25 protein-coding genes are annotated in these 19,803 nt (G+C 51.5%); 24 read left to right on the forward strand and 1 reads right to left on the reverse strand.

Features of this window, described 5'->3' with window-relative positions; translation table 11 throughout:
• Positions 1–4 precede the first annotated feature (4 nt).
• The 8 genes from GWK77_01250 to recO all read left to right on the forward strand — a co-directional run bounded on the left by GWK77_01250 (position 5) and on the right by recO (position 5,403).
• A complete protein-coding gene (locus GWK77_01250; GenBank protein ID QHU92803.1) occupies positions 5–1,093 on the forward strand; it encodes a flippase-like domain-containing protein in 1,089 nt (362 codons plus the stop codon).
• Entirely contained in the window at positions 1,056–2,165 is a 1,110-nt protein-coding gene (xseA, locus tag GWK77_01255; protein ID QHU92804.1) for an exodeoxyribonuclease VII large subunit, read from the forward strand. The genes GWK77_01250 and xseA overlap by 38 nt, the downstream gene beginning before the upstream one ends.
• Positions 2,152–2,361, forward strand: a complete 210-nt coding sequence (locus GWK77_01260) for a hypothetical protein (protein ID QHU92805.1) — start codon at positions 2,152–2,154, stop codon at positions 2,359–2,361. The genes xseA and GWK77_01260 overlap by 14 nt, the downstream gene beginning before the upstream one ends.
• The gene (locus tag GWK77_01265; GenBank protein QHU92806.1) at positions 2,358–2,882 is read left to right on the forward strand and encodes a hypothetical protein; all 525 of its coding nucleotides are present in this window, start codon (positions 2,358–2,360) and stop codon (positions 2,880–2,882) included. The genes GWK77_01260 and GWK77_01265 overlap by 4 nt, the downstream gene beginning before the upstream one ends.
• A 15-nt stretch (positions 2,883–2,897) precedes the next feature.
• The gene (locus tag GWK77_01270) at positions 2,898–3,566 is read left to right on the forward strand and encodes a hypothetical protein (protein ID QHU92807.1); all 669 of its coding nucleotides are present in this window, start codon (positions 2,898–2,900) and stop codon (positions 3,564–3,566) included.
• Positions 3,567–3,650: 84 nt separating this feature from the next.
• Positions 3,651–4,364 (forward strand): hypothetical protein, encoded by a 714-nt coding sequence (locus GWK77_01275; protein QHU92808.1) that lies wholly within the window; start codon positions 3,651–3,653, stop codon positions 4,362–4,364.
• Positions 4,361–4,729, forward strand: a complete 369-nt coding sequence (locus GWK77_01280) for a response regulator (protein QHU92809.1) — start codon at positions 4,361–4,363, stop codon at positions 4,727–4,729. Before GWK77_01275 ends, GWK77_01280 begins: the two co-directional genes overlap by 4 nt.
• Complete coding sequence (gene recO, locus GWK77_01285) at positions 4,726–5,403, forward strand: DNA repair protein RecO (protein ID QHU92810.1); 678 nt, start codon at positions 4,726–4,728, stop codon at positions 5,401–5,403. The genes GWK77_01280 and recO overlap by 4 nt, the downstream gene beginning before the upstream one ends.
• Here recO and GWK77_01290 read toward each other — a convergent pair.
• A complete protein-coding gene (locus GWK77_01290; protein ID QHU92811.1) occupies positions 5,381–6,235 on the reverse strand; it encodes a hypothetical protein in 855 nt (284 codons plus the stop codon). The two genes, recO and GWK77_01290, sit on opposite strands and share 23 nt — an antisense overlap.
• Positions 6,236–6,314: 79 nt before the next feature.
• Between GWK77_01290 and GWK77_01295 the strand changes: the two genes are divergently transcribed.
• The 16 genes from GWK77_01295 to GWK77_01370 all read left to right on the forward strand — a co-directional run bounded on the left by GWK77_01295 (position 6,315) and on the right by GWK77_01370 (position 19,777).
• Entirely contained in the window at positions 6,315–7,937 is a 1,623-nt protein-coding gene (locus GWK77_01295; protein ID QHU92812.1) for a glycine--tRNA ligase, read from the forward strand.
• Between the two features lie 47 nt (positions 7,938–7,984).
• On the forward strand, positions 7,985–8,599 hold the full coding sequence (locus GWK77_01300) for a hypothetical protein (GenBank protein QHU93411.1): 615 nt from the start codon (positions 7,985–7,987) through the stop codon (positions 8,597–8,599).
• Between the two features lie 39 nt (positions 8,600–8,638).
• Entirely contained in the window at positions 8,639–8,833 is a 195-nt protein-coding gene (locus tag GWK77_01305; protein ID QHU92813.1) for an NUDIX domain-containing protein, read from the forward strand.
• Positions 8,834–8,926: 93 nt separating this feature from the next.
• Complete coding sequence (locus GWK77_01310) at positions 8,927–9,538, forward strand: NYN domain-containing protein (protein ID QHU92814.1); 612 nt, start codon at positions 8,927–8,929, stop codon at positions 9,536–9,538.
• 256 nt (positions 9,539–9,794) lie between these two features.
• On the forward strand, positions 9,795–10,280 hold the full coding sequence (locus GWK77_01315; GenBank protein QHU92815.1) for an NUDIX domain-containing protein: 486 nt from the start codon (positions 9,795–9,797) through the stop codon (positions 10,278–10,280).
• Between the two features lie 58 nt (positions 10,281–10,338).
• Positions 10,339–10,560 (forward strand): AbrB/MazE/SpoVT family DNA-binding domain-containing protein, encoded by a 222-nt coding sequence (locus GWK77_01320; protein ID QHU92816.1) that lies wholly within the window; start codon positions 10,339–10,341, stop codon positions 10,558–10,560.
• Positions 10,560–10,949: a type II toxin-antitoxin system death-on-curing family toxin gene (locus GWK77_01325; GenBank protein ID QHU92817.1), complete on the forward strand. Its 390-nt coding sequence runs from the start codon at positions 10,560–10,562 to the stop codon at positions 10,947–10,949. The genes GWK77_01320 and GWK77_01325 overlap by 1 nt, the downstream gene beginning before the upstream one ends.
• Before the next feature lie 18 nt (positions 10,950–10,967).
• Positions 10,968–11,534 carry a class IV adenylate cyclase gene (gene cyaB, locus GWK77_01330; GenBank protein ID QHU92818.1) on the forward strand — a complete coding sequence of 189 codons (567 nt, stop codon included), beginning with the start codon at positions 10,968–10,970 and terminating at the stop codon, positions 11,532–11,534.
• 77 nt (positions 11,535–11,611) lie between these two features.
• Positions 11,612–12,277, forward strand: coding sequence for an SDR family NAD(P)-dependent oxidoreductase (locus tag GWK77_01335; protein QHU92819.1), 666 nt, complete (start codon positions 11,612–11,614; stop codon positions 12,275–12,277).
• 26 nt (positions 12,278–12,303) lie between these two features.
• Positions 12,304–13,317, forward strand: a complete 1,014-nt coding sequence (gene yvcK / locus GWK77_01340; GenBank protein ID QHU92820.1) for a uridine diphosphate-N-acetylglucosamine-binding protein YvcK — start codon at positions 12,304–12,306, stop codon at positions 13,315–13,317.
• On the forward strand, positions 13,314–13,928 hold the full coding sequence (locus GWK77_01345) for a hypothetical protein (GenBank protein QHU92821.1): 615 nt from the start codon (positions 13,314–13,316) through the stop codon (positions 13,926–13,928). Before yvcK ends, GWK77_01345 begins: the two co-directional genes overlap by 4 nt.
• Entirely contained in the window at positions 13,906–15,069 is a 1,164-nt protein-coding gene (locus GWK77_01350; GenBank protein QHU92822.1) for a diaminopimelate decarboxylase, read from the forward strand. The genes GWK77_01345 and GWK77_01350 overlap by 23 nt, the downstream gene beginning before the upstream one ends.
• Positions 15,070–15,116: 47 nt before the next feature.
• On the forward strand, positions 15,117–16,784 hold the full coding sequence (locus GWK77_01355) for a hypothetical protein (GenBank protein ID QHU92823.1): 1,668 nt from the start codon (positions 15,117–15,119) through the stop codon (positions 16,782–16,784).
• Positions 16,785–16,811: 27 nt separating this feature from the next.
• Positions 16,812–17,231: a ribonuclease HI gene (locus GWK77_01360; GenBank protein QHU92824.1), complete on the forward strand. Its 420-nt coding sequence runs from the start codon at positions 16,812–16,814 to the stop codon at positions 17,229–17,231.
• Between the two features lie 45 nt (positions 17,232–17,276).
• On the forward strand, positions 17,277–18,254 hold the full coding sequence (locus GWK77_01365) for a DUF4868 domain-containing protein (protein QHU92825.1): 978 nt from the start codon (positions 17,277–17,279) through the stop codon (positions 18,252–18,254).
• Positions 18,255–18,256: 2 nt separating this feature from the next.
• Positions 18,257–19,777: an AAA family ATPase gene (locus tag GWK77_01370; protein ID QHU92826.1), complete on the forward strand. Its 1,521-nt coding sequence runs from the start codon at positions 18,257–18,259 to the stop codon at positions 19,775–19,777.
• The last annotated feature ends 26 nt before the right edge of the window (positions 19,778–19,803 follow it).

A 19,803-nucleotide genomic window follows, 5' to 3' on the forward strand; every position in this document is an offset into this window, starting at 1 on the left:
CGATATGGTGTCGAAAGGGATACGGCAACTTTTGGAAGCATGTAAGTCACCACGGACGATCATGAGCCTCGTGACGTTGGCAGTGCTGGTGCTAATTATTTTTCTGTCGCGGGCGGAGCTGGCTCGGGCATGGGAATTACTTGGCCGGGCGAATATCTGGCTATTGATGTTGCTGCTACCGTTTCAAATTATCGTCTATTTCGCGGGCGGCGAGATGATCTTTGCCTATCTTCGCGATAAAAAACTGATCGGGCATATCTCGCGGTTTGAGCAGACGCGGATTGCGCTGGAGCTGAATCTGGTCAATCACATTTTTCCGTCAGGCGGCGTCAGCGGTATTTCCTACACGACGTGGCGGATGCACAAGCTCGGCGTCAGCTCGGCGCGCTCGACCTTTGCTCAGGTGATTCGTTACGTGACGGGCTTTTTGTCGCTGATGGTGCTGCTGATCCTGGCGGTGTTAATCTTGTCAATTGATGGGCAGGTCAATCGCTATATCGTGACGTCAAGTTTCCTCCTCGTGCTGGTGGTGTTGGCGCTGACATTTGGGCTGATTTTTATGTTCTCGTCGCGAAAGCGGATGCACAACACGGCGGTGCGGGTGTCGCGGCTGATCAACGCGGTAGTGCGCTGGGCGACGCTGGGCAAAATCAAGCGGCTGCTGGTTTCGACGAAAATTGAAGCGTTTTTTGCTGAGATGCATGATGATTTTGTGGAGCTGTCAGAACATCGGCGCCTACTCATCAAGCCGCTGGTCTGGGGCGCGATTTATGCCATCTTTGATGTGCTGATGTTCATCGTGGCGTTTTGGGCACTGGGCGTGTCGGTCAATCCAGCGGTGCTGATCATCGGCTACGGCGTGGCGGGACTGGCTAGCTTGGTGGCCTTTACGCCGGGTGGTGCGGGCGTGTACGAAGCAATTATGATCGTTTTCTTGAGTATGACCGGTGTGGCGCCGGACGTTGCCATCGCTGGGATTGTGCTGACGCGGGTGATTTTACTAACGGGGACAATTGTCTTTGGGTATATGTTCTATCAGCACGCGCTGATCAAATATGGGCGGCCAGATGATGACGATGGCGCCGCGGTTTAGCGTTAGCGATTTTGTAGCGGTCGTCAATCAGGTGCTGGAGACCGCTGTCCCGGTCGTCGAGGTCGAAGGCGAGATCGCTGAGTTCACCATGCGTCAGCAGAAGTTTGTCTTTTTTACGCTCAAGGATGCTGAGAGTGCGGTCAATTGTTTCATGATGACCTGGCAGCTCAGGGCACCAATCGAGGAGGGAATGCGCGTGGTGGTGCGAGCCTCGGCCAAGCTAACTGCCAAGGGTAAGTTTAGCCTAACGGTACAGGAGGTCAAGCCACTGGGTGCGGGTCACCTCAAGCGTAGCGCCGAGCTCCTCAAGGCGAAGCTGGCGGCCGAAGCGCTGTTTGATACGGAACGCAAGCGCCCCTTGCCGCCATATCCTGTCCGCGTGGCGGTTATTTCCAGCACCCAGGCAGCGGGCTACGCAGATTTTATGAAAATTGCTGGCGAGCGCTGGGGCGGGGTGAAGTTTATCGTTGCTAACGTGAAGGTTCAGGGCGACGGTGCGGCCGATCAGGCGGTGCGGGCGATTGCCCACTGCAACCAGCTGGCGGAGCCGCCAGAGGTGATTGTGCTGATTCGCGGCGGCGGTAGCGCAGAGGACCTCGCGAGTTTTAATGACGAATGCTTGGTGCGGGCGGTGGCTGGTAGTCGTGTGCCGGTACTGACTGGCATTGGGCATGAGGTTGACGAGAGTTTGTGCGATCTGGCGGCTGATGTGCGGGCGGCCACACCGAGCAACGCCGCTCAGATATTGTTTCCGGATAAACACGAGGTGAGGCGGCAGTTGGAGTTGCGGCTGGGTGGCGTGACGGAAGTGATTCGGCAGCAGATCCAGGAGCGGCGCCTTCACGTAACAATGTCGCAACAAGCGGCGCTCGAACAGTGGTCGCACCGCGTTGACATTGCTAAAAATGCGATATTGTCGCAACAACGGATTATCGCTGAATACGACCCAGAGATGGCGCTGCGGCGCGGTTATGCGATGATTAGCGGCGATCGTCAAATTGGTAGTATTGTAAAGATTACAACAAAAGATATGATTATGAAAGCGAGGATTGAAAGCAGTGAAAAACGATAAGACAAACGAAAAAACGATTGAGCAGATGATGGCGGAGCTGAACGAGCGCATCGCGTGGTTTCAGGGCGATGACTTCAGCCTGGACGAGGCCAAGCAGCGGTTTGTTGAGGCGCGGCAGCTGGCGCAAGACATTACGGCGGTACTGGATGATATGCAGCACGACATTACGGTGCTTGGCGAGGATTTTAGCGCGTGATATGGCTCGTGTGGCTTGGTGGCGCGATTCTGATGATCTTTGCGCTACCGGCATTGATCGGCGCACCGTATGTGCCGTCAAAGTCGCGCGAAGTGCGGCGGCTGTTTGCTGAGGCGCTGCCGCTCGGTAAAGGCGACGTGGTGCTTGATATCGGGTCGGGCGACGGTGTGGTGCTGATGGCAGCAGCCCGGCAGGGTGCGCGGGCGATTGGCTATGAGATTAATCCGTTCTTGGTGCTAATATCGCGCTGGCGGCTGCGCAAACTACCGGGCGCCCGAGTGCACTGGGCGAATATCTGGCGGCAGCCGGTGCTCGACAAGGTGACAGTGATGTATGCCTTTGGCGATGGCCGCGATATTGCAAAGATGTTTCAGCTGGCCAGGCGCCAAGCGGCCGCCCAGACCGAGCCGTTGACTTTCGTGAGCTACGGATTTTCTGTTCCCGGCACGCAGCCGACAAAAGAATACCACGGCTATTTTCTCTATCGGCTGCCGGGAGGCTTTACATCGCCCGAAGCATAAGCTATACTGATGCATATGAGTAGAAAAACAGAGATGGAACAGGGATATGTTAATAGCTGGATGATTGTGGCGATTAGTGCGATTGTGCTGTTCGTGGCGGCTGGTAGTGCGGCGATCTGGGCGTACCTGGCATATTCACAGGAGAAAACTGCGGTCGAGAGTCGGATGGCGGTAGCTTCGGCCAAGGCGCGCGAAGAGCAATCAAAGGCTGACCGCGAGAAATTTAATGAAGAGGCCAAAAACCCGCGCATTGAATTTGTCGGCCCCGAGCAGTACGGCCGCGTGTCGTTTATGTACCCAAAGACCTGGAGTGTTTACGTAGCGGCTGACGGCAGCGATCGCGGTGATTATAAAGCATATCTCCACCCGGCTATCGTGCCACCGACGAACACGCATAGTAGCAACCAAAACAAGTTTGCGCTGCGCCTCGAGATTCTTAACAGTGACTTCAACAAGACGCTAGATCAGTACGCCAGCCTGCTGAAAAAAGGCGACTTGACCTCGAGTAGCGTCGAATATAACGGCAACACTGCCACACGCATTGACGGTGCGTTTAGCAAGGATCTGCGCGGCTCGGTGGTGCTGATGAAGGTGCGCGACAAGACGCTGCGTTTTTCAACCGATGCTGATACGTTCAAGCCAGATTTTGAGGCTATTCTCAAGACAGTGAAATTTGTCCAGTAATTTTCTTGGTCGCGGCTGGTGTGTGAAATGATACAGAGCGGCAGCGGTTCTTTTTGGCGCCTCGGTTTGCTATACTAGAGGTATATGGCGCAGCCACAGTGGAGTGATAAGGAGTTTGCCGCGATGCCGAGCATAGCGGTGGCAGCGCATGAGCTGAAGGCGCCGCTGGCGTTGATTCGGCAGATGAGTTTATTGATTGAGGATGGTCAGCTCAGTCCAGCCGAGGCGCAACTGATGCAGCGGCGAGTGACGCTGACGGCGGAGCGCTCGCTGGCCTTAGTGCAGGATTTGGCGCGTACCGTGAATGTGCAGCCAACGCTGTTTCCACTGGAGCCGGTTAATCCACTGGCGCTGCTAGCCCAATTGGCGCACCAGTCGCGCGATATGCTGCGGCTGTATGACCGACGGGTGACGTGGCCACGGGCGGGCAAAAAGCGACTGGTGGTGGCTAATCCATTGCTGCTTGGGCGGATCATGATGAATTTTCTCGATAATGCGATGCGCTATAGCGAGGCTGGGGCCGCAATTCGCGTGACTGTTCGCCAGGCAGGGACGATGGTGCGGCTGGGCGTACGGGATTTTGGGCCGATGATGAGCCTGGCTGAGTATCGGCAGCTGGTGGATGAGATGACCATGCGTAAGTCGGTCAGAACTCGGCCGGATAGCAGCGGCCTCGGAGTGTATATCGCTGCGACGTTTGCGCGGGCGATGGGCGGGCAGATCGGGCTGATACGCCACCGAGACGGACTGACGTTTTATGTTGATGTGCCGCTCAGCGAGCAGATGAGCTTATTATGAAAAAACTCCTGATCATCGAGGATGATCCGCAGTGGGCGGCAGTGCTGGAGCGGTATGCGCTGGAGGCGGGGTATACGGCCCGAATAGTGGTGGCGGCTGGGCAGGCGATGGCGATGATTGATGAGTGGCAGCCGGATGGCTTGGTGCTTGATATGTTGCTAGCGGGTGAGACGGGGATGGCGCTACTGAATGAGCTGCAAAGCCACGAGGATCTGTCACGGTTGCCAGTGGTGGTGTGCAGTAATGTAGTGCTTGATCTGGATCAGCTACGGTCGTTTGGCGTGCGGGCGGTGCTTGATAAGGCGCGAATGACGCCCGACGACGTGCGGGCCGCGCTCAGCGTGCTAGGCGAGGAGGCGGAATGAAAGACGGCGAGCGGCTCAAGGCGATTGTGCTACGGCGGACGGATTATGCGGAAGCTGATCGAGTATTGCAGCTACTAACGCCCCAGGGGCGGCGGGCGGTGATCGCCAAGGGGGTGCGCCGCGAGCGGAGCAAGCTGGCTGGCGGCATTGAGCTTCTGGCGCTGTGTGACGTGGTGATTCGTTCGGGCCGCGGCGAGCTGGGGCTGCTGACTAGTGCCAGGCTCAGTGCGTTTTATCGGCATATCCTCGAGGATTATGAGCGGATGCAGTTCGCTTACCAGGCGCTCAAGTTGGTGGCGCAGGCGACCGAGACCGTTGATGGGCCGGAGTGGTTCGCGGTGCTTAGCCAGGTGTTGGCGTGGCTTGATCGGCCGGCGGTTGATCGGCTGCTGGTCGAGACGTGGTTTTATATGCAGTACGCCGGGCTACTGGGTGACGAGCTGAATCTACGCACTGACGTGGCCGGGCGGACGCTGACGAGCGATAAATCATACATGTACGATCCAAGCGAAAAGGCCCTAAGGCCAAGCGAGCAGGGCGACCTAACGGCCGATCATATCAAGCTGCTGCGCCTCATCCAAGCCAAGCCGCTAGAAAATCTCACCCACATCGGCGGCCTCGGCCTGGTCATCGCTAGTTGCTGGCTAGTAGCTAGGCAGCATGTGGCGGTGTAGCTGTGTCTTGTAGAGCATGCTTCACAATTGCTTTCTGCAGGGAAGAGAAGGCAGATTTCACGAAAATATTAGGGTTTTGCTCGGACTCAATATCCGGCTGATTAAGCTTGGTGAGTATGTTATGTGTTGAAATATCGGGGTTCTCTTCGGGGTTAATCTCTATCTCTTCCGAGTATTGGCCACGGAAATATTCAATCTCATGTAAATAGGACTCCTTGCAATATTCCACCTCGAGATCTGGCTTACTTATTTTGATAATCTCATCGGCACATTCCCAGAGCAGGGCAACCGCGCTTCTTTTAGCGTCGTCATCAAATCGACCCATCGCGGCGAGATCGCGTAACGTGCGCGCTAGGAATATTTTATTGAGGACGGAACTAAAAGAAATATCTGTTCTTTTGGTTTGACTGGCGTAAACACTGTGAGCATCTTCTAGTGCTTGATCTAGGAAGGCCACCTTTACTTGGTCGGACACTTTACTGGTGCAGGCAGAGTCAAAATTACGCTTTGCCGAGAGAAAAGTATTGTGTTCATAGGGGGTGATGAGTCCTGAGAGTTGATCTCTGAGTAGCATCCATTGCCCAAAGTATTCTCTAATTTTACCTTGCTCCTGAGCTGTTAGCGGGCTTGTGGAGCTAAAAGCAGCGAAACCAGTGACGCGGATCCCTTCGGCGACTATGCTTCTAGCTCTATCATCCGCTCCTTCGTATTTATCAGAAATCTCTAGTAATCTACGGACCTCCTCCAATGAGTATTCCTGGGGGTGACGTATTACAGGGGAATCTGGAAAAATTTTATCTGTAGACGATGTGTTGTACTGTTCCTGACTCATAACACCATTGATACTCCCTACGTGCGATTGTTGCACAATAAATAGCGACCGTCAAGCATGCTATAATAAGCCTCAGTTAATGAATCGTCGCGTTGCCAACGCGGAGAAAGGGAAGACTGTGAGTACTACAAAAATGGAAGATATTATCAGCCTGTGCAAGCGCCGCGGCTTTATATATCAGGGGTCGGATGTGTACGGCGGTCTGAGTGGCACGTGGGATTACGGCCCGCTAGGCGTGCAACTGAAGCGTAATATTATGAATTTGTGGTGGCGCAGGTTTGTCGATGAGCGCGACGATATGTATGGCGTCGATGCGGCGATTTTGATGAATCAGAAGGTCTGGCAGGCGAGTGGACATGTGGATACGTTTTCTGACCCACTGGTGGAATGTAACCACTGCAAGGCGCGCTTTCGTGAAGATCACTTGCTCAAAGATCAGAAAGAAAAACTGGACGAGTACGAGACCCTCACCGAGAAGATCCAATGGTATCGCGAGCATGCCACGGCACCGAATTTTTATGACGAGATCAAAGAAAAAGAGCCCGAGTTGTTCAAGAAAATACTGGACATGGAGCTTGGCCCAAGTGAGATTGACCTCGAGGAGGCCAGTGATTTTGGGCTGAAAGAGTGGTCGCATGTGCTAAGAGTGATTAAATGCCCTAACTGTGGTACGCGAGGTGATTTTAGTGAGCCGCGACAGTTTAACATGATGTTCAAGACATTTGTCGGTGCTAGCGGGCAAAATGAGCTGGCAATTGATGAGTTGACGGGGAGCGTCGATGGTAAGCGTAGTCCTAATGGCATGAAAGCGATTACCTACGATCCACAGTCGATTTCCTACCTCCGCCCCGAGACCGCCCAAGGTATCTTCACCAATTTCAAAAACGTCGTCGATAGTTTCTACCCGAACTTACCGTTTGGTATAGCTCAGCAGGGCAAGGCCTTCCGTAATGAGATTGCGCCGCGTGATTTTGTCTTCCGCTCTCGTGAGTTTGAGCAGATGGAGATTGAATATTTCGTCGACCCTGAGCATTGGCAGGAGGCGTTTGATGAATTGCTGGCGGCGACGCATGCGTTTTTGGCAGAGCTAGGTTTGAAGCGAGAGCACATCCACGAGCTGGACGTACCGGCGGAGGATCGGGCGCACTACAGCAAAAAGACGATCGACATTGAGTACGATTATCCAATTGGCCGTGAGGAGTTGATGGGTATCGCGTACCGGACTGATTTTGATCTGATGAACATCCAGCGTGCCAGTGGCAAGAGCATGGAGTACACCGTCAAGGGAACGAACACAAAATTTGTTCCGCACGTTATTGAACCGTCGTTTGGTGTGGAGCGGGCGCTGATGGCGGTGCTGTCGGGTGCATACCGCGAGGACGAGCAAAACGGTGAAAAGCGGGTGTATTTGGCACTGCCAGAGCATTTGGCGCCGGTCAAATTTGCCGTTTCGCCACTGCTGAAAAACAAGCCAGAATTGGTGGAAAAAGCCCGCGAAGTCTACACCCAGCTCACCAAAGCCAACCCTGGCCGAGTGATGTGGGACGACAACGGCAACATCGGCAAACGCTACCGCCGCCAAGACGAAATCGGCACCCCGCACTGCGTGGTCATCGACTTCCAGACGCTGGAGGACGGCACTGTCACCGTGCGCGAGCGAGATACGACAGAGCAGCGGCGGGTGAATGTTGAGGAGCTATAGATACTAGACATGAAAAAGCAAATTGGGTTTAAGGAGATAAAAGATTGATAAAAAGTAGACCTGAGTTTGATAAAATTACATCGTTTGACGAGTTTAATGAATATTATTGGTATCGTGAAGAACTTTCACAGATTTGCAAGTCATTAGGATTAGAATATAGAGGTACAAAACAAGAACTCAATCACATTATTGAGCAGTACTTTAAGGGTAATCTGATTAAAAAATCACTAATAAAAAATGAAAAGAAGCAAGTTGAAAATATTACATTAGACACACCATTACTTGAATGTGGTTTTTCTTTTAATGCAAAATTTAGAGAATATTTCTCCGTCGTAACAGGTATTACACCTTTTAAATTTACTGCTAATATGGCAACAGCTTGGAGGAAAGTAAAAAGAGAAAATGATTTGAGTTTTACCATTCAAGATATGCTAAAAGTTTATTATGGAGAATCAGATTATGCCAAGTATGATAATTCGGTTTGTCAATGGAATCAATTTTTAAAGGATTTTAGTGCAGACGAAAATAGTCGCAACTATTCGAACAAATTAAAAGTAGCTTCCATTCTTTGGAAAGAGGTTAGAAATTCAGAAAATGAAAAAATTTATTCAAAGAAACTTTTGACTGAATATGCCGATAAGATAAAAGAGTATCACAATTAGGTAATTACCAACTTGTTAGCACCTAATGAGTAGTTAGTAATGGATATTGGAAAGACAGAATATACTGTAAATCTACATTTCAAACAAGGAACAAGCGAAACCTTCCCAAACTGGGATTTGACGGGCGGTGGCATGGATTTTGGCGAGACGATTGAGTTGTCTTTGAAGCGCGAGCTGCTTGAAGAAGTTGGCTACAAGGGTGATTTGCGCCATCAACTTTTTGACGCGTCATAAATATTGATTTATACGCACATCTCTGCTAATATAATACGTACAGCACCTCGACTTGGGTTCGTCCCCGTCGAGGTTTTTGGTATAATAAGGTGTATGAAGAGGGTATATGTCGATGGTCAAAATTTTTTGTATAAAGCTGCCGAGGTTTTGATTGAGCATGGCAAAATATCTTCAAAGGACGAACTAACTAAGATTGATATTAGGTCGCTTGTCGAAAATATCGTTGGCGTCGGTGTGGAAATTGTGTTTTATGGCGCTAAAGTACAGGTTCGCAGAGATCTTGACGATTCAATTCTAGAGAAAACAACGCGTTTTTCGGATGTGGCGCGACGGTTAAGAAATACTTTGAAAAATCAAAACATTACTTTCAACGAAGTCGGTAAATTAAAAGTGCGTGATAGCGATGTGTGTCATAACTGTCAACACAGAGATCTGCGTATGCAAGAAAAGGGTGTTGATGTTGGTATTGCGGTGGATATTGTCGTTGATTCATTAAGCGGACTGGTTGATGAGGTTATACTGGTAAGCTCAGATACTGATTTGCTGCCAGCTATTCGGGTTGCGAAAGCTCGGGGTATAAAAGTTACGTATATTGGCTTTAGTGATAAAATGACAAGAGCTATTATAGCAAGAGCTGATGCTAGCGAAGTAATTCGCAACCAAGAAATTATTAATGCGTTTGATGTATATAATAATATGCAATAAATAGCGCGTATATCGTTGGCAGATTGTTATTAGGCCTAAATTGGCGTATATGCTCGCTAAACGGTCTAAACTGTTGGAAAATATGGACAGAAGCGAACTTTTTATAAGATGATGGGGAAGAAAAAAATACAGTCGGTCTTAAAAACTTTGTCTATAACGATATGTTGCAAACTATCCCGGCGTTCCTTGGCGAGGAGGCATATAAGCACGATGGTACTTACGCTGGGTTTAGACTAAAAGTGTTATAATTATCCCTATGACAAAACTCACCAACGGGTATCTCGTAACGCAAGATTCAGTCGGAGTGACTCGCCACGATTACCTCTACCGAATTTCGCTCAAAGCTCTCATCTATAACGACGCTGGGCAGATTTTGGTCGTTAAGGAAATTAATCGGACTTATTGGGATTTGCCGGGCGGAGGCATGGATTATGATGAGGATTTTGAATCATCGCTGAAACGTGAATTATACGAAGAAGTTGGCTATAAAGGTGATTTGCGCTATCAACTGTTTGACGCATCAGAACAGATGTATATCGAGCGGCTTGATGCAAATCAAATCTGTTTTTATTGTCGCGTCTGGCCGGAGAACTTTGATTTTATACCAGGTGAAGAGGGCGATGAAATAATGTTTATTGATCCTGAGGAATTATTGCTTCAGAAAAGCGAGGTTGATGCGCCAGCTCGAGCCTATGGGGCGCATATGAAATGGCAGGAGCTGCATAGCGAAATCGTGCGGTAAATATTGATTTGGTTTCGCTAATATTGCAATAAAATTATAATTTTGTTATAATGTTTGTATGAATATCACCACCATTCAAAAAGTTATCAAGATTGGTTCCAGCCGCGGCGTGACGCTGCCGGCGCGGGATTTGCGGGCGCTGGGGATTCGCGATGGCGATGAACTTGAAGTCACGGTACGTAAGCGTTCGGAGGCGGCTGACGATAATCAAGTGCTCAAAACTGCAAATTCGCTCCTTAGGCGATACAAAAAGGACTTTTCTCACTTGGCGAAGCGCTAATGGTTAGTTTGACTCTCGAGCAGATTCTGCAGCTTCATGCGCTAGTGCTTGTCAAAGACGGCGGTGCAGGTGGCGTGCGTGACGTCGGACGGCTGGAGGCTGCGGTGTCAACACAGCATCAAGTAGTATTTGGCGAGGAATTATACGCAACAGTATTTACCAAGGCAGCGGCGTTGATGCGCGGGATTATTGGCGACCATCCGTTCGCTGATGGTAATAAGCGGACGGCAATGCTCGCCGGGCTGACTTTGCTGGAGGTGAATGGATATAATTTTACAGCACAGCGAGGTGAACTAGAAGATTTCGCTGTCCGCGCCGCGACCGATCATTTCGATATTGATGCGATTGCTGATTGGCTGAAGTGCCATTCGCAAATGCGCGTGTCTTAACCGTGGTATTATTTATGTATGAGAGAGATCGAGATAAAGGCTAGGCTACAAAATAGAGAGGGGACGCTTGCTGTGCTGGCGGCGGAGGGTGTCGTCCTTGGTGAGTCAGTGCATCAGCGTGATCAAGTGTTTGGTTTGCCGGGAGAAGCTGGCGGCGACGGCAATACGGTGCCTTGGCTGCGGGTGCGTACCGAAACGCGTGGGCAAGGCGAAAATGAAACGAAGCGGGCGTTATTCACTTTCAAGCGATCAGTGACCGGTCAGCTGGACAGTATTGAGCATGAAACAGAAGTTGGCGATCCAGACGTCATGATCGCTATCGTCAAGGAGCTAGGTTTCGTGCCGTTTTCGGACGTGTCAAAGACTCGCCAGACTGGCAAACTGAACGATGTAGAAGTATGCATCGACTCGGTGGAGGGTTTAGGCGACTTTATGGAGCTGGAGCAATTAGCCGATGAGGATGCTGATCCTGCCGCTATAGTTAATGGTTTGTGGCGCGAGATGGCCGAGTTGGGGATTGGTAACCGGCACGATGAGGTGACGGATGGCTATGATATCCTGATGAAGAAGTTGAGGGAGCAGTAAAGATACTCAATTATCTTAACTGAGGTGCCTACGCTTGGCATTTTACAACCCATCACTCCTCCTGCTATAATAACCACATGCATATTATTCTTGGTGGGACGAGCGGGCTTGGCCTGGAAATGGCGCAGCAGCTCAGGAAAAATGGCAAGCGTGTGCTGGTACTGGGGAAGATACATAACGCTCAGGAGCACGGCGAGGGCTTCCCGCTGGACGTGTATTATCCCGAGCAAGTAGCGGCAGCGCCGGCGCGGATTGAGCAGATTTTGGGTGGTGACGCCATTGAGCAATTTGTCTGGGCGGCGGGCTATGGCTGGCGCGGTGATTTCGAGGATCAGCCTGATGCGCGCTCGATGGCGGAGGTTAATTTCGCTGGTCCGTTGCCGTTGGTACAGTGGGCGTGGCATAGGATGGCGCAGCAGCGGATACGCTCTACACTAACGGTAATCGGCTCAACCAGCAGCGTCAAAGCTCGCGCCGACGAAGCCGTCTATGTGGCGACTAAGCACGCCCAGGCGGGGCTGGCGCGTAGCTTGGCGTTGCAGGCAGACGAGCAGCATTTACCGATTCGCGTAGCGCTATTCTTGCCCGGGGCGATGAAAACGCCGTTTTGGCAAGGGCGTCGGCCGGATGATTATGCCTTTTTCAACGACCCAGCCAAGGTGGCTGAGCATATATTGACCGCCGTTAACACGCAGTACCAGACGTTCTTAGAGTGGCCGCTACCAAAGGGCACGTTGGTCTAAGCTCTCTGAAGTGATATAATGCGGGCATGACGTACGAATTGAATAGAGAATATTTTGGAGTAAAAATTGTAGTAATTGGCGGCGGAACTGGTAGTTTCACGCTGCTATCGGGTTTGAAAAAGTATACCCATAGCATCACGGCGCTGGTCAACATGGTTGACGATGGCGGCTCGACAGGTATGCTGCGCGATGAGCTGGGTGTGTTGCCGGCAGGTGATGTACGGCAATGTCTAGTGGCGCTGAGTAGTTCGCCGAAAGTGCGCGACCTATTCAACTACCGGTTTGACGAGGGTAGTATGAAGGGGCACGCATTTGGTAATTTGTTCATGGCGGCGCTGGAAAAGATGACGGGGAGTTTTTCGCAGGCAGTCGAGACAGCCAGCGAGGTGCTCGGCGTAAACGGACGGGTGTTTCCAATTACGCTGGACGATACCAAGCTATCGCTGAGGCTGCGTGACGGCACGGTCGTTGAGGGCGAGCATGCTATCGAGGTGACGAATATTCCAGGCGATGAGCGGCCGTGGCTGGAACTCAGTCCGCCAGCAACGATCAATCCACAGGCTCGGCGGGCGATTCTAGATGCTGACCTCGTGGTGGTAGCGCCGGGGTTATTGTACGGTAGTCTGGCGCCAGCGCTACTGGTGCGCGGTGTGACGAGGGCTTTAGCCGAGACCAAGGCCAAGAAGGTGTATGTCTGTAATCTAGTGACCAAGCCGACGCAGACCGATGGCTTTACGGTGGCGGATTTTGTTGATGAGATCGAGCGGTTTGCTGGGGTGAGCATGGATTATGTGCTGTATAACAATTATCGTCCGCCAAAGGAGCTGCTTGATAAATACGCGCACAATGGTGAATATTTGGTGGAATGGGATGAGGAAGAGCTCAAGAAAAAGCATTATTATGCCTCAGGTAAGCACTTGATCGCTAATGGCATTCGTCAGCATAATAAAAAGGCCGATCCGCTGGCGGCGCTGCGTAGTCTGATCCGTCACGACAGCGATAAAATCGCGCGAGAACTAATGAGGATCTACTTTTCATGAGTTTGAAGTTAGTTCTTGATCTTGATCGCACCTTGTTTCGGACGAGCAATTTGGACGAGGCAGAGTGGGGGCTGCTTGGGCAGCAGTTTGGTATTGATAGTAAAGCAGAGCTGGCGCGGCGGACTGACTTTCATGTGCGCACTGAGAAAGCATACTATTATGATTTCGCGGCGCATGTGCGGGCGGCGGGACTTGATGATGAGGAGGCGTTCTCGTTCTTGCTTCAGTCGGCACTGGCTGATGGGCGAATGGAATACGACGGAGTGGCTGAGGTGGTAGCCTGGGCCAGGCAGCGCGGAACGGTGCATGTCTTGACCTATGGACCAGCGAATTACCAGCGGTTCAAGGCGGCGCTGTGCCCGTCGCTTAAGGAAGTAGAGATCATCACCACGCTCCAGCCAAAAGGCGATTATTTCCGCGAGCAGTACCTAACTGGCGAGGTATGGATGGTTGATGATAAGCCAATCGGCAGCGATCTACCTGATAATGTGCGGTTTATTCAAACGGCAGAATATAACGGCATTGCGGCGCCAGAGCATCTAGCGTGGCCAGTAGCGACAGCATTGAGTCAAATTCCTGAGATAGTGGATGGGTATAAACTTTCCAATTGATCAACTGCCCGAGGTGCTTGATACGCCGAGTTTTGTATATTCAAGGCGGATGTTGAAGGAGCGGGCCCGGCAGGCGCTAGCATGCCAGGTGCCGTTCGGCTTGACGGTGCGTTACGCGGCCAAGGCAAATTCGCACCCCGAGATTATACGATTATTTGATAAGTTGGGGTTGCAGTTTGATGTGAGTTCAAGCTACGAGGCAGCACTACTGCTCAAGCAGGGAGTGAGCGGCCCAAGTATCAGCCTCTCGAGCCAGCAGCCAGCGCACAATCTCGACGAGCTGCTCCGGGCTGGCGTGCGTTACGTGGCGACGTCGCTTCATCAATTGGAGCTGGTTGCCTCGAGTCCATGCCGCCCAAATACGGTCGGTCTGCGGCTCAATCCTGGTATGGGCTCGGGGCACAATAACCGGACGATGACCGGTGGGGTTAATTCCAGCTTTGGCTTGTGGCATGCCTATACCGAGCAGGCACTGGAGCTGGCGAGGCGTCATGGCATGACTATTGATCGGCTGCATATTCACATTGGTTCGGGTGCTGATCCGCGGTTGTGGGGCGAGGCGATGGACGCAGCGCTGGCGCTGGTTGGGCGACTGCCGGAGGTGACCACTCTAGATATTGGCGGTGGCTTCAAAGTGCATCGGTTTGGCGATGAACAAGAGGCGGATTTGGCGGTCATTTGCGAGGTGTTTTCTCAGAAATTAGCTCAGTTCGCTGAGGAAACGGGGCGGCAATTACACCTAGAAATTGAGCCAGGAACGTGGTTGGTAGCGCATGCTGGTGTGTTGGTGGCGGAGGTGGTGGATATTGTGGATACTGGTGCGGATGGCCACACGTTTTTGCGCCTCGATACCGGCATGAATGACGTCACCCGGCCGGGGATGTATGGCGCGCAGCACGAGATGATGGTACTCGCGGGTCGCGAGGAGCAGCGAGAGTACATCGTGGTGGGGCATTGCTGTGAGACGGGTGATATCCTGACGCCAGCGCCCAGTAATCCAGAGAATCTCGAATCGCGGCGGCTAGCGCGAGCAGAGATTAGTGATAAGCTAGTGATCTTTGACGCCGGGGCGTATTGCCAGAGCATGTCGCTGAAACAGTACAATGCGTATCCGGATGCCGGCACCTATTTTATTGACTAAATATACATCATCTGTTATAATAGCCCAGTTTGATAACGAACTGGATTATGAGTGAATTATGTTCTTCGTGCAGTGAGCAGCTAGAGCAGCTGGGCACGCCACAAAAGAAATTTGAGATCAATCTTGAACGTCCATCTCTTGAGTTTCCTTTTCAGTTGACACTCGAGGGGTATTTTCAAGGTGAAGGTGTGAATGAACGAAAGGATCTGGTGGAGCATGCTGAGCGAACGATGAAACTGGTGGAGGAGTTTGCCGGTTTGAAACTGCCGCCTGAGGCAATTCATGCCGTGCTACTGCATGACGTGGTTGACCGCTTTCACAACAGAGATAGCCAGAAGTGCACGCCGGAGCGTCGACAGGCCGCCGGCTTGGCTCTGGCCGATGTATTTACGAATCCTAAAACTGGGATGACGCGCGAGCAGGGTGCATATGTAGCATCGCTCCTAGCGGACCTTATTGAGACGGAAAAGGCTTCTGGCCAGCACCGACTACAGGTGGCTAATACTATTCCTGAAAATATCAGAGAGATTATCACGGATCGTTATAACGGTTCGGTGCCAGCTGAAGCATGGCGGCAGATCGAGCCATTTGTTGATGTGGAGCAGATGGCTGAGTTTTTGGATAAGACCAATATCGAGGCGGTGATCATCAAGGCCTGTGAGCTACTCGACAATATGCGCTATCCGTCATCATCACGTGAATCTGCCAAACTGCAGGATGTCTTGGAGGCGGAGTCGTTCTATGCACCGCTGTGTGAAGTGATGGGGTTTGATGGGCTGGCGGCAAGCCTGCGTTCACAGGCGCATATCATTCGGCTAAAGGGGCAGGGCGAGCATGATCTCGTCAAGGAGATCCGCGAGCAGTATGAGACAATTCGCCAGGTTGGTGTCCGCAATTTAGTTAATACAATTTTTGGTACTGAGGAAGTTAAGACCGAAGCAGTGGTCGGTCCGCGTAGCGAAGAATCATGCCCGAATCGGTCGATTCACATTGGAGATTTCTTAGCAAAAAATGGTAAGAAAGTAGAGGGAAAATATCGCCTGAAAACCGTGGGGTCGTGGGCAGCCAAGGTGCATGAAGCTCGCCAGAATGACAAACTGGAGTATACGCCGATGGACGTACTCGGCCTGACCGTTATATCAGGTACGGTAAAGGATCAGGCACGTGATTTCGTGGAGTTTTTACAGCGGCGAATTGATATGAACCCAGCGTTTCAGCTGAAAAAGGCCAATAGCAAATCTAGTGCAATATATGTGCAGGGTACGGTTGATTATGTTAATGCCGTGCGCTGGGAAATGTGGCAACACGGGTTTGATATAGGACGCTGCGAGTTTGCCATTCAAGATGATGAAAGTGTAAAGCAGTGTGGCCAGAAATATCAGGTTTCTAAAGTGACCTTCCTGATGGATCATCCAGAGCTAGACAAGGGCGTACCGGTCGAAGTGCAGTTTGTCACCAAGGCCGAGCGGCAGCGCTCACGAACGGGGGAAGTGGCGCACATTATTTATAAATATATTCGTCAGTTAGAGCGGAAACGCCCAGTCCCTGATGAGGAGAAACTTTTCATTGCTCAAACGATGTCTCAGCTGCTCAAGCAGATCCATCAGCGGCGCGACTACGCCAGCCATGATCTGATGGTAAACGAGCGTTCAATCACGGCGCGTGATGCATTTTTAGAGGATTTGTGGTATTTCCTGCAGCATGAACTCGTCTAGGCCCAGGAAACTATGTATAATCAGAATATGACAATTTATTACACTGATGGTTCAGCTAGTCCCAATCCTGGTCCGGGTGGGTTCGCAGTCATTCGCAATCTTCAGCCGTGGATTTTGGGCTCGGAGGATGGCGAGACGACCAATATTCGCATGGAAGGTAAGGCGCTAATTGCGGCGCTTCAGGATGCAGCCGGTGCGCCGTGTGTGATTTATACTGACAGCGAGTTTTGGATCAATGTGGTGACTAAATGGGCGCCGGGTTGGGAAAAGCGCGGCTGGACAAAGAAGGGTGGCGAGATTAAAAATCTGGATATTGTCCAAGAACTGTATGAGCTATATTCAAATTCTCAGGCGGAGCTCCGCTGGGTGCGCGGCCATGAGGGCGACGAGGGGAATGAGCTGGCAGATGAATGGGCTAACCGGGCGCGGCTCGGTGAACGGATCTAATCAGCCGTCTGGCGGTTCAGCAAGAAAATTGCTATAATTACCCTCATGGAAGAAGTGAGGGAAACGACTGATATTTTTTTGTGGGCCAATCAAACTGACGCGAAGAAGAATGACTTACAGATTGAGCTGTTTTTGTTTAATAAAAATTACACGCCGTATGTTATGCCTTTGAAGGGCGATGTTGAGCAACAGCTCCGGCCGCTATTTTTGTTTGACTATATCAATCAAGTCAATTTGGGGGCGGGTACCGGCCTTAGCGTGCGGGATTATGAGCTGAGCGAAGCGGAAGACAACGTGCTACTACGAACAGACCTCGCCAAGGTTGGCCGAGCGGAAACCTTGATTCATTTGATCGAGCATGAGCGTGGCGACATCGTAGAGTTTTCGGAAACTGAGCATGAGTTTAAGCGAATGAAAGGTGTGCTGGCACGGTTTACTGATCCGAATGATCCAGAAAAAGTCTTTTATACAGCCAAGCTGATCCAGCAGGGACAGACGCTCAAAAGCGCACTGGCGTGGGAGTTTTCTGACGGCAAGTTTGGCGCGTTTAAGGCGGAGGTTGGGTTTAAGGTGCCAGATGATAACCAGGTGCTGATCATCGGTCAGGATATATTTGCCTTTAATCCTTCAAAGTTCGAGCGGATGTTTGGCTATGAGTATAAGAAGCAAGTGATTGCTGATAAGAAAGTGGCGGAAATTGAAAAGGAATATAAGTTGAGTTTCCCGGAGGGGCTGGATCTGAATGCGCTGGTTAAGGAACGTAAAAAGACCATCAATAAACTGCAGAAATTGGAGATCGGTGAGGTCAAACAAGAGCAGGTGCTGGACTATGCTGATGAGATGCAGCTGGAGCTAATGAGCGATGATAACGGCGCGATTATCATCATGGATGGCAATGATCTGGATATGTTTGTGAACCTGATCAACGAGGACTACATTGAGAGCAAAATTACCGGCAAACGCTACGAAATTAAGTCGAAAAAACTGCTGGGCGAGCCTGAGGGCGAACCGCCACGAGGTTAAGTATGGACCAGGAATTAGCGCTGGCGATTTTGATGAGCGGTCGGTCGGCGCTGCTGACGGGTGCGGCTGGTACCGGCAAAACACACCTGCTGAACACTTTTATTGCACAGGCGCGTGACCAGGGTAAAAAGGTGTCGGTAACAGCGACGACGGGGCTGGCGGCGACGCACTTGGGCGGCAATACCATTCACAGTTGGAGCGGTATTGGCGTTAGCGATCACCTCCCGAACAACTTTTTTGATCGGCTGTCAAAAACGCGGCGTGAGGTGATTACCAAGACTGATGTGTTGGTGATTGACGAAATTTCCATGCTGCATGATTTTCGGTTGGATATGGTCGATCGGGTGCTGCGCGGCGTCAGGGAAAACGACCAGCCGTTTGGTGGTGTGCAGCTGGTGATGAGTGGCGATTTTTTCCAATTGCCGCCAATCAATCGTCCGAGCGAGCAGGGCGGCGGCTTCGTGGTGTACTCGGAGGTGTGGCAGGAATTGCAGCCGGCGGTGCTATATCTGGAGCGGCAATATCGGCAAAATGACGAGCAGCTGCTGGAGATTTTAACGGCGCTGAGAAATGACGATATCAGGCGGCATCACGCTGAGATGTTGCTGGCGCGAACGGAAGTTCAGCCGCCTGATGGTGATATCACCGAGCTACACACCGTCAATGTTGATGTTGACGCCATCAATAGCCAGAAGCTGGCGGAGCTGGCGGGCGAGGAGCGGACGTATCAGCAGACGACGACAGGCTCAAAGGTGTATGTCGAGAGTCTGCAGCGGTCGGTGCTGGCACCGAGTGAGCTGGTGTTGAAACTGGGTGCGTTGGTGATGGCGGTGAAAAATTCGCCGCAGAAATTGTACGCCAATGGTAGTATCGGCACGGTGGTGGATTTCGAGCCGCTGACGGACTATCCAATTGTGGAGTTTCGCAGTGGCCAGCAGGTGACCATGGTGCCGGATGTGTGGGAATTGCGTGATGGTGAGCGTAAGCGCGCTAGCATTTCCCAGGTACCACTGCGCCTGGCGTGGGCTATCACCGTGCATAAAAGCCAAGGCATGACACTGGACGCGGCAAAAATTGACCTGAGAAAAGCGTTCGTTGAAGGTATGGGCTATGTGGCGCTCAGTCGGGTGCGGGATCTTGATAATCTGTATCTCTATGGCATCAACCGCAAGGCACTGGAAATTTCACCAGATGCATTGGCGATTGATGAGGTGCTGCAGCGGGCAAGTGATGAGGCGGCCAAGCACTATCGTCCAATGTTGGAGGAAATGAAGCGAAAGCAGTCGGTGCCAAAAAAATCCGGTAAAAAATCTCAGTCCGGCAGCTGGCAGCAAAAGATTGCCAAAATGCGCGAAACCCACCCCAACGCCTACATGCCGTGGGAAAAAGCCGACGATGACATCCTCAAACAGGAGTTTCTGCAGGGAGCAACCATCCAGCAGCTTAGTCAACAACTTGGCCGGCATGAAGGCTCAATTCGCATGCGGCTGCAGAAGCATTTTGGGGAGGATGTGGTGCAGTAGCCCCAGGATGGCAGATGAGCTGATAA

The organism is Candidatus Saccharibacteria bacterium oral taxon 488, from assembly GCA_010202645.1.
Lineage (GTDB): Bacteria > Patescibacteriota > Saccharimonadia > Saccharimonadales > Saccharimonadaceae > Nanosynbacter.

Bases quoted from the DNA above. Each gene is read 5' to 3' on its own strand.
- GWK77_01270 (QHU92807.1), top strand. From the start codon at position 2,898: ATGAGTAGAAAAACAGAGATGGAACAGGGATATGTTAATAGCTGGATG.
- GWK77_01310 (QHU92814.1), top strand. From the start codon at position 8,927: ATGAAGAGGGTATATGTCGATGGTCAAAATTTTTTGTATAAAGCTGCC.
- GWK77_01320 (QHU92816.1), top strand. From the start codon at position 10,339: ATGAATATCACCACCATTCAAAAAGTTATCAAGATTGGTTCCAGCCGC.
- recO (QHU92810.1), top strand. From the start codon at position 4,726: ATGAAAGACGGCGAGCGGCTCAAGGCGATTGTGCTACGGCGGACGGAT.
- GWK77_01365 (QHU92825.1), top strand. From the start codon at position 17,277: ATGGAAGAAGTGAGGGAAACGACTGATATTTTTTTGTGGGCCAATCAA.
- cyaB (QHU92818.1), top strand. From the start codon at position 10,968: ATGAGAGAGATCGAGATAAAGGCTAGGCTACAAAATAGAGAGGGGACG.
- GWK77_01305 (QHU92813.1), top strand. From the start codon at position 8,639: ATGGATATTGGAAAGACAGAATATACTGTAAATCTACATTTCAAACAA.
- GWK77_01360 (QHU92824.1), top strand. From the start codon at position 16,812: ATGACAATTTATTACACTGATGGTTCAGCTAGTCCCAATCCTGGTCCG.
- GWK77_01355 (QHU92823.1), top strand. From the start codon at position 15,117: ATGAGTGAATTATGTTCTTCGTGCAGTGAGCAGCTAGAGCAGCTGGGC.
- GWK77_01370 (QHU92826.1), top strand. From the start codon at position 18,257: ATGGACCAGGAATTAGCGCTGGCGATTTTGATGAGCGGTCGGTCGGCG.
- GWK77_01290 (QHU92811.1), bottom strand. From the start codon at position 6,235: ATGAGTCAGGAACAGTACAACACATCGTCTACAGATAAAATTTTTCCA.
- GWK77_01335 (QHU92819.1), top strand. From the start codon at position 11,612: ATGCATATTATTCTTGGTGGGACGAGCGGGCTTGGCCTGGAAATGGCG.
- GWK77_01350 (QHU92822.1), top strand. From the start codon at position 13,906: ATGGGTATAAACTTTCCAATTGATCAACTGCCCGAGGTGCTTGATACG.
- GWK77_01275 (QHU92808.1), top strand. From the start codon at position 3,651: ATGGCGCAGCCACAGTGGAGTGATAAGGAGTTTGCCGCGATGCCGAGC.
- GWK77_01345 (QHU92821.1), top strand. From the start codon at position 13,314: ATGAGTTTGAAGTTAGTTCTTGATCTTGATCGCACCTTGTTTCGGACG.
- GWK77_01295 (QHU92812.1), top strand. From the start codon at position 6,315: ATGAATCGTCGCGTTGCCAACGCGGAGAAAGGGAAGACTGTGAGTACT.
- xseA (QHU92804.1), top strand. From the start codon at position 1,056: ATGGGCGGCCAGATGATGACGATGGCGCCGCGGTTTAGCGTTAGCGAT.
- GWK77_01325 (QHU92817.1), top strand. From the start codon at position 10,560: ATGGTTAGTTTGACTCTCGAGCAGATTCTGCAGCTTCATGCGCTAGTG.
- yvcK (QHU92820.1), top strand. From the start codon at position 12,304: ATGACGTACGAATTGAATAGAGAATATTTTGGAGTAAAAATTGTAGTA.
- GWK77_01315 (QHU92815.1), top strand. From the start codon at position 9,795: ATGACAAAACTCACCAACGGGTATCTCGTAACGCAAGATTCAGTCGGA.
- GWK77_01280 (QHU92809.1), top strand. From the start codon at position 4,361: ATGAAAAAACTCCTGATCATCGAGGATGATCCGCAGTGGGCGGCAGTG.
- GWK77_01250 (QHU92803.1), top strand. From the start codon at position 5: ATGGTGTCGAAAGGGATACGGCAACTTTTGGAAGCATGTAAGTCACCA.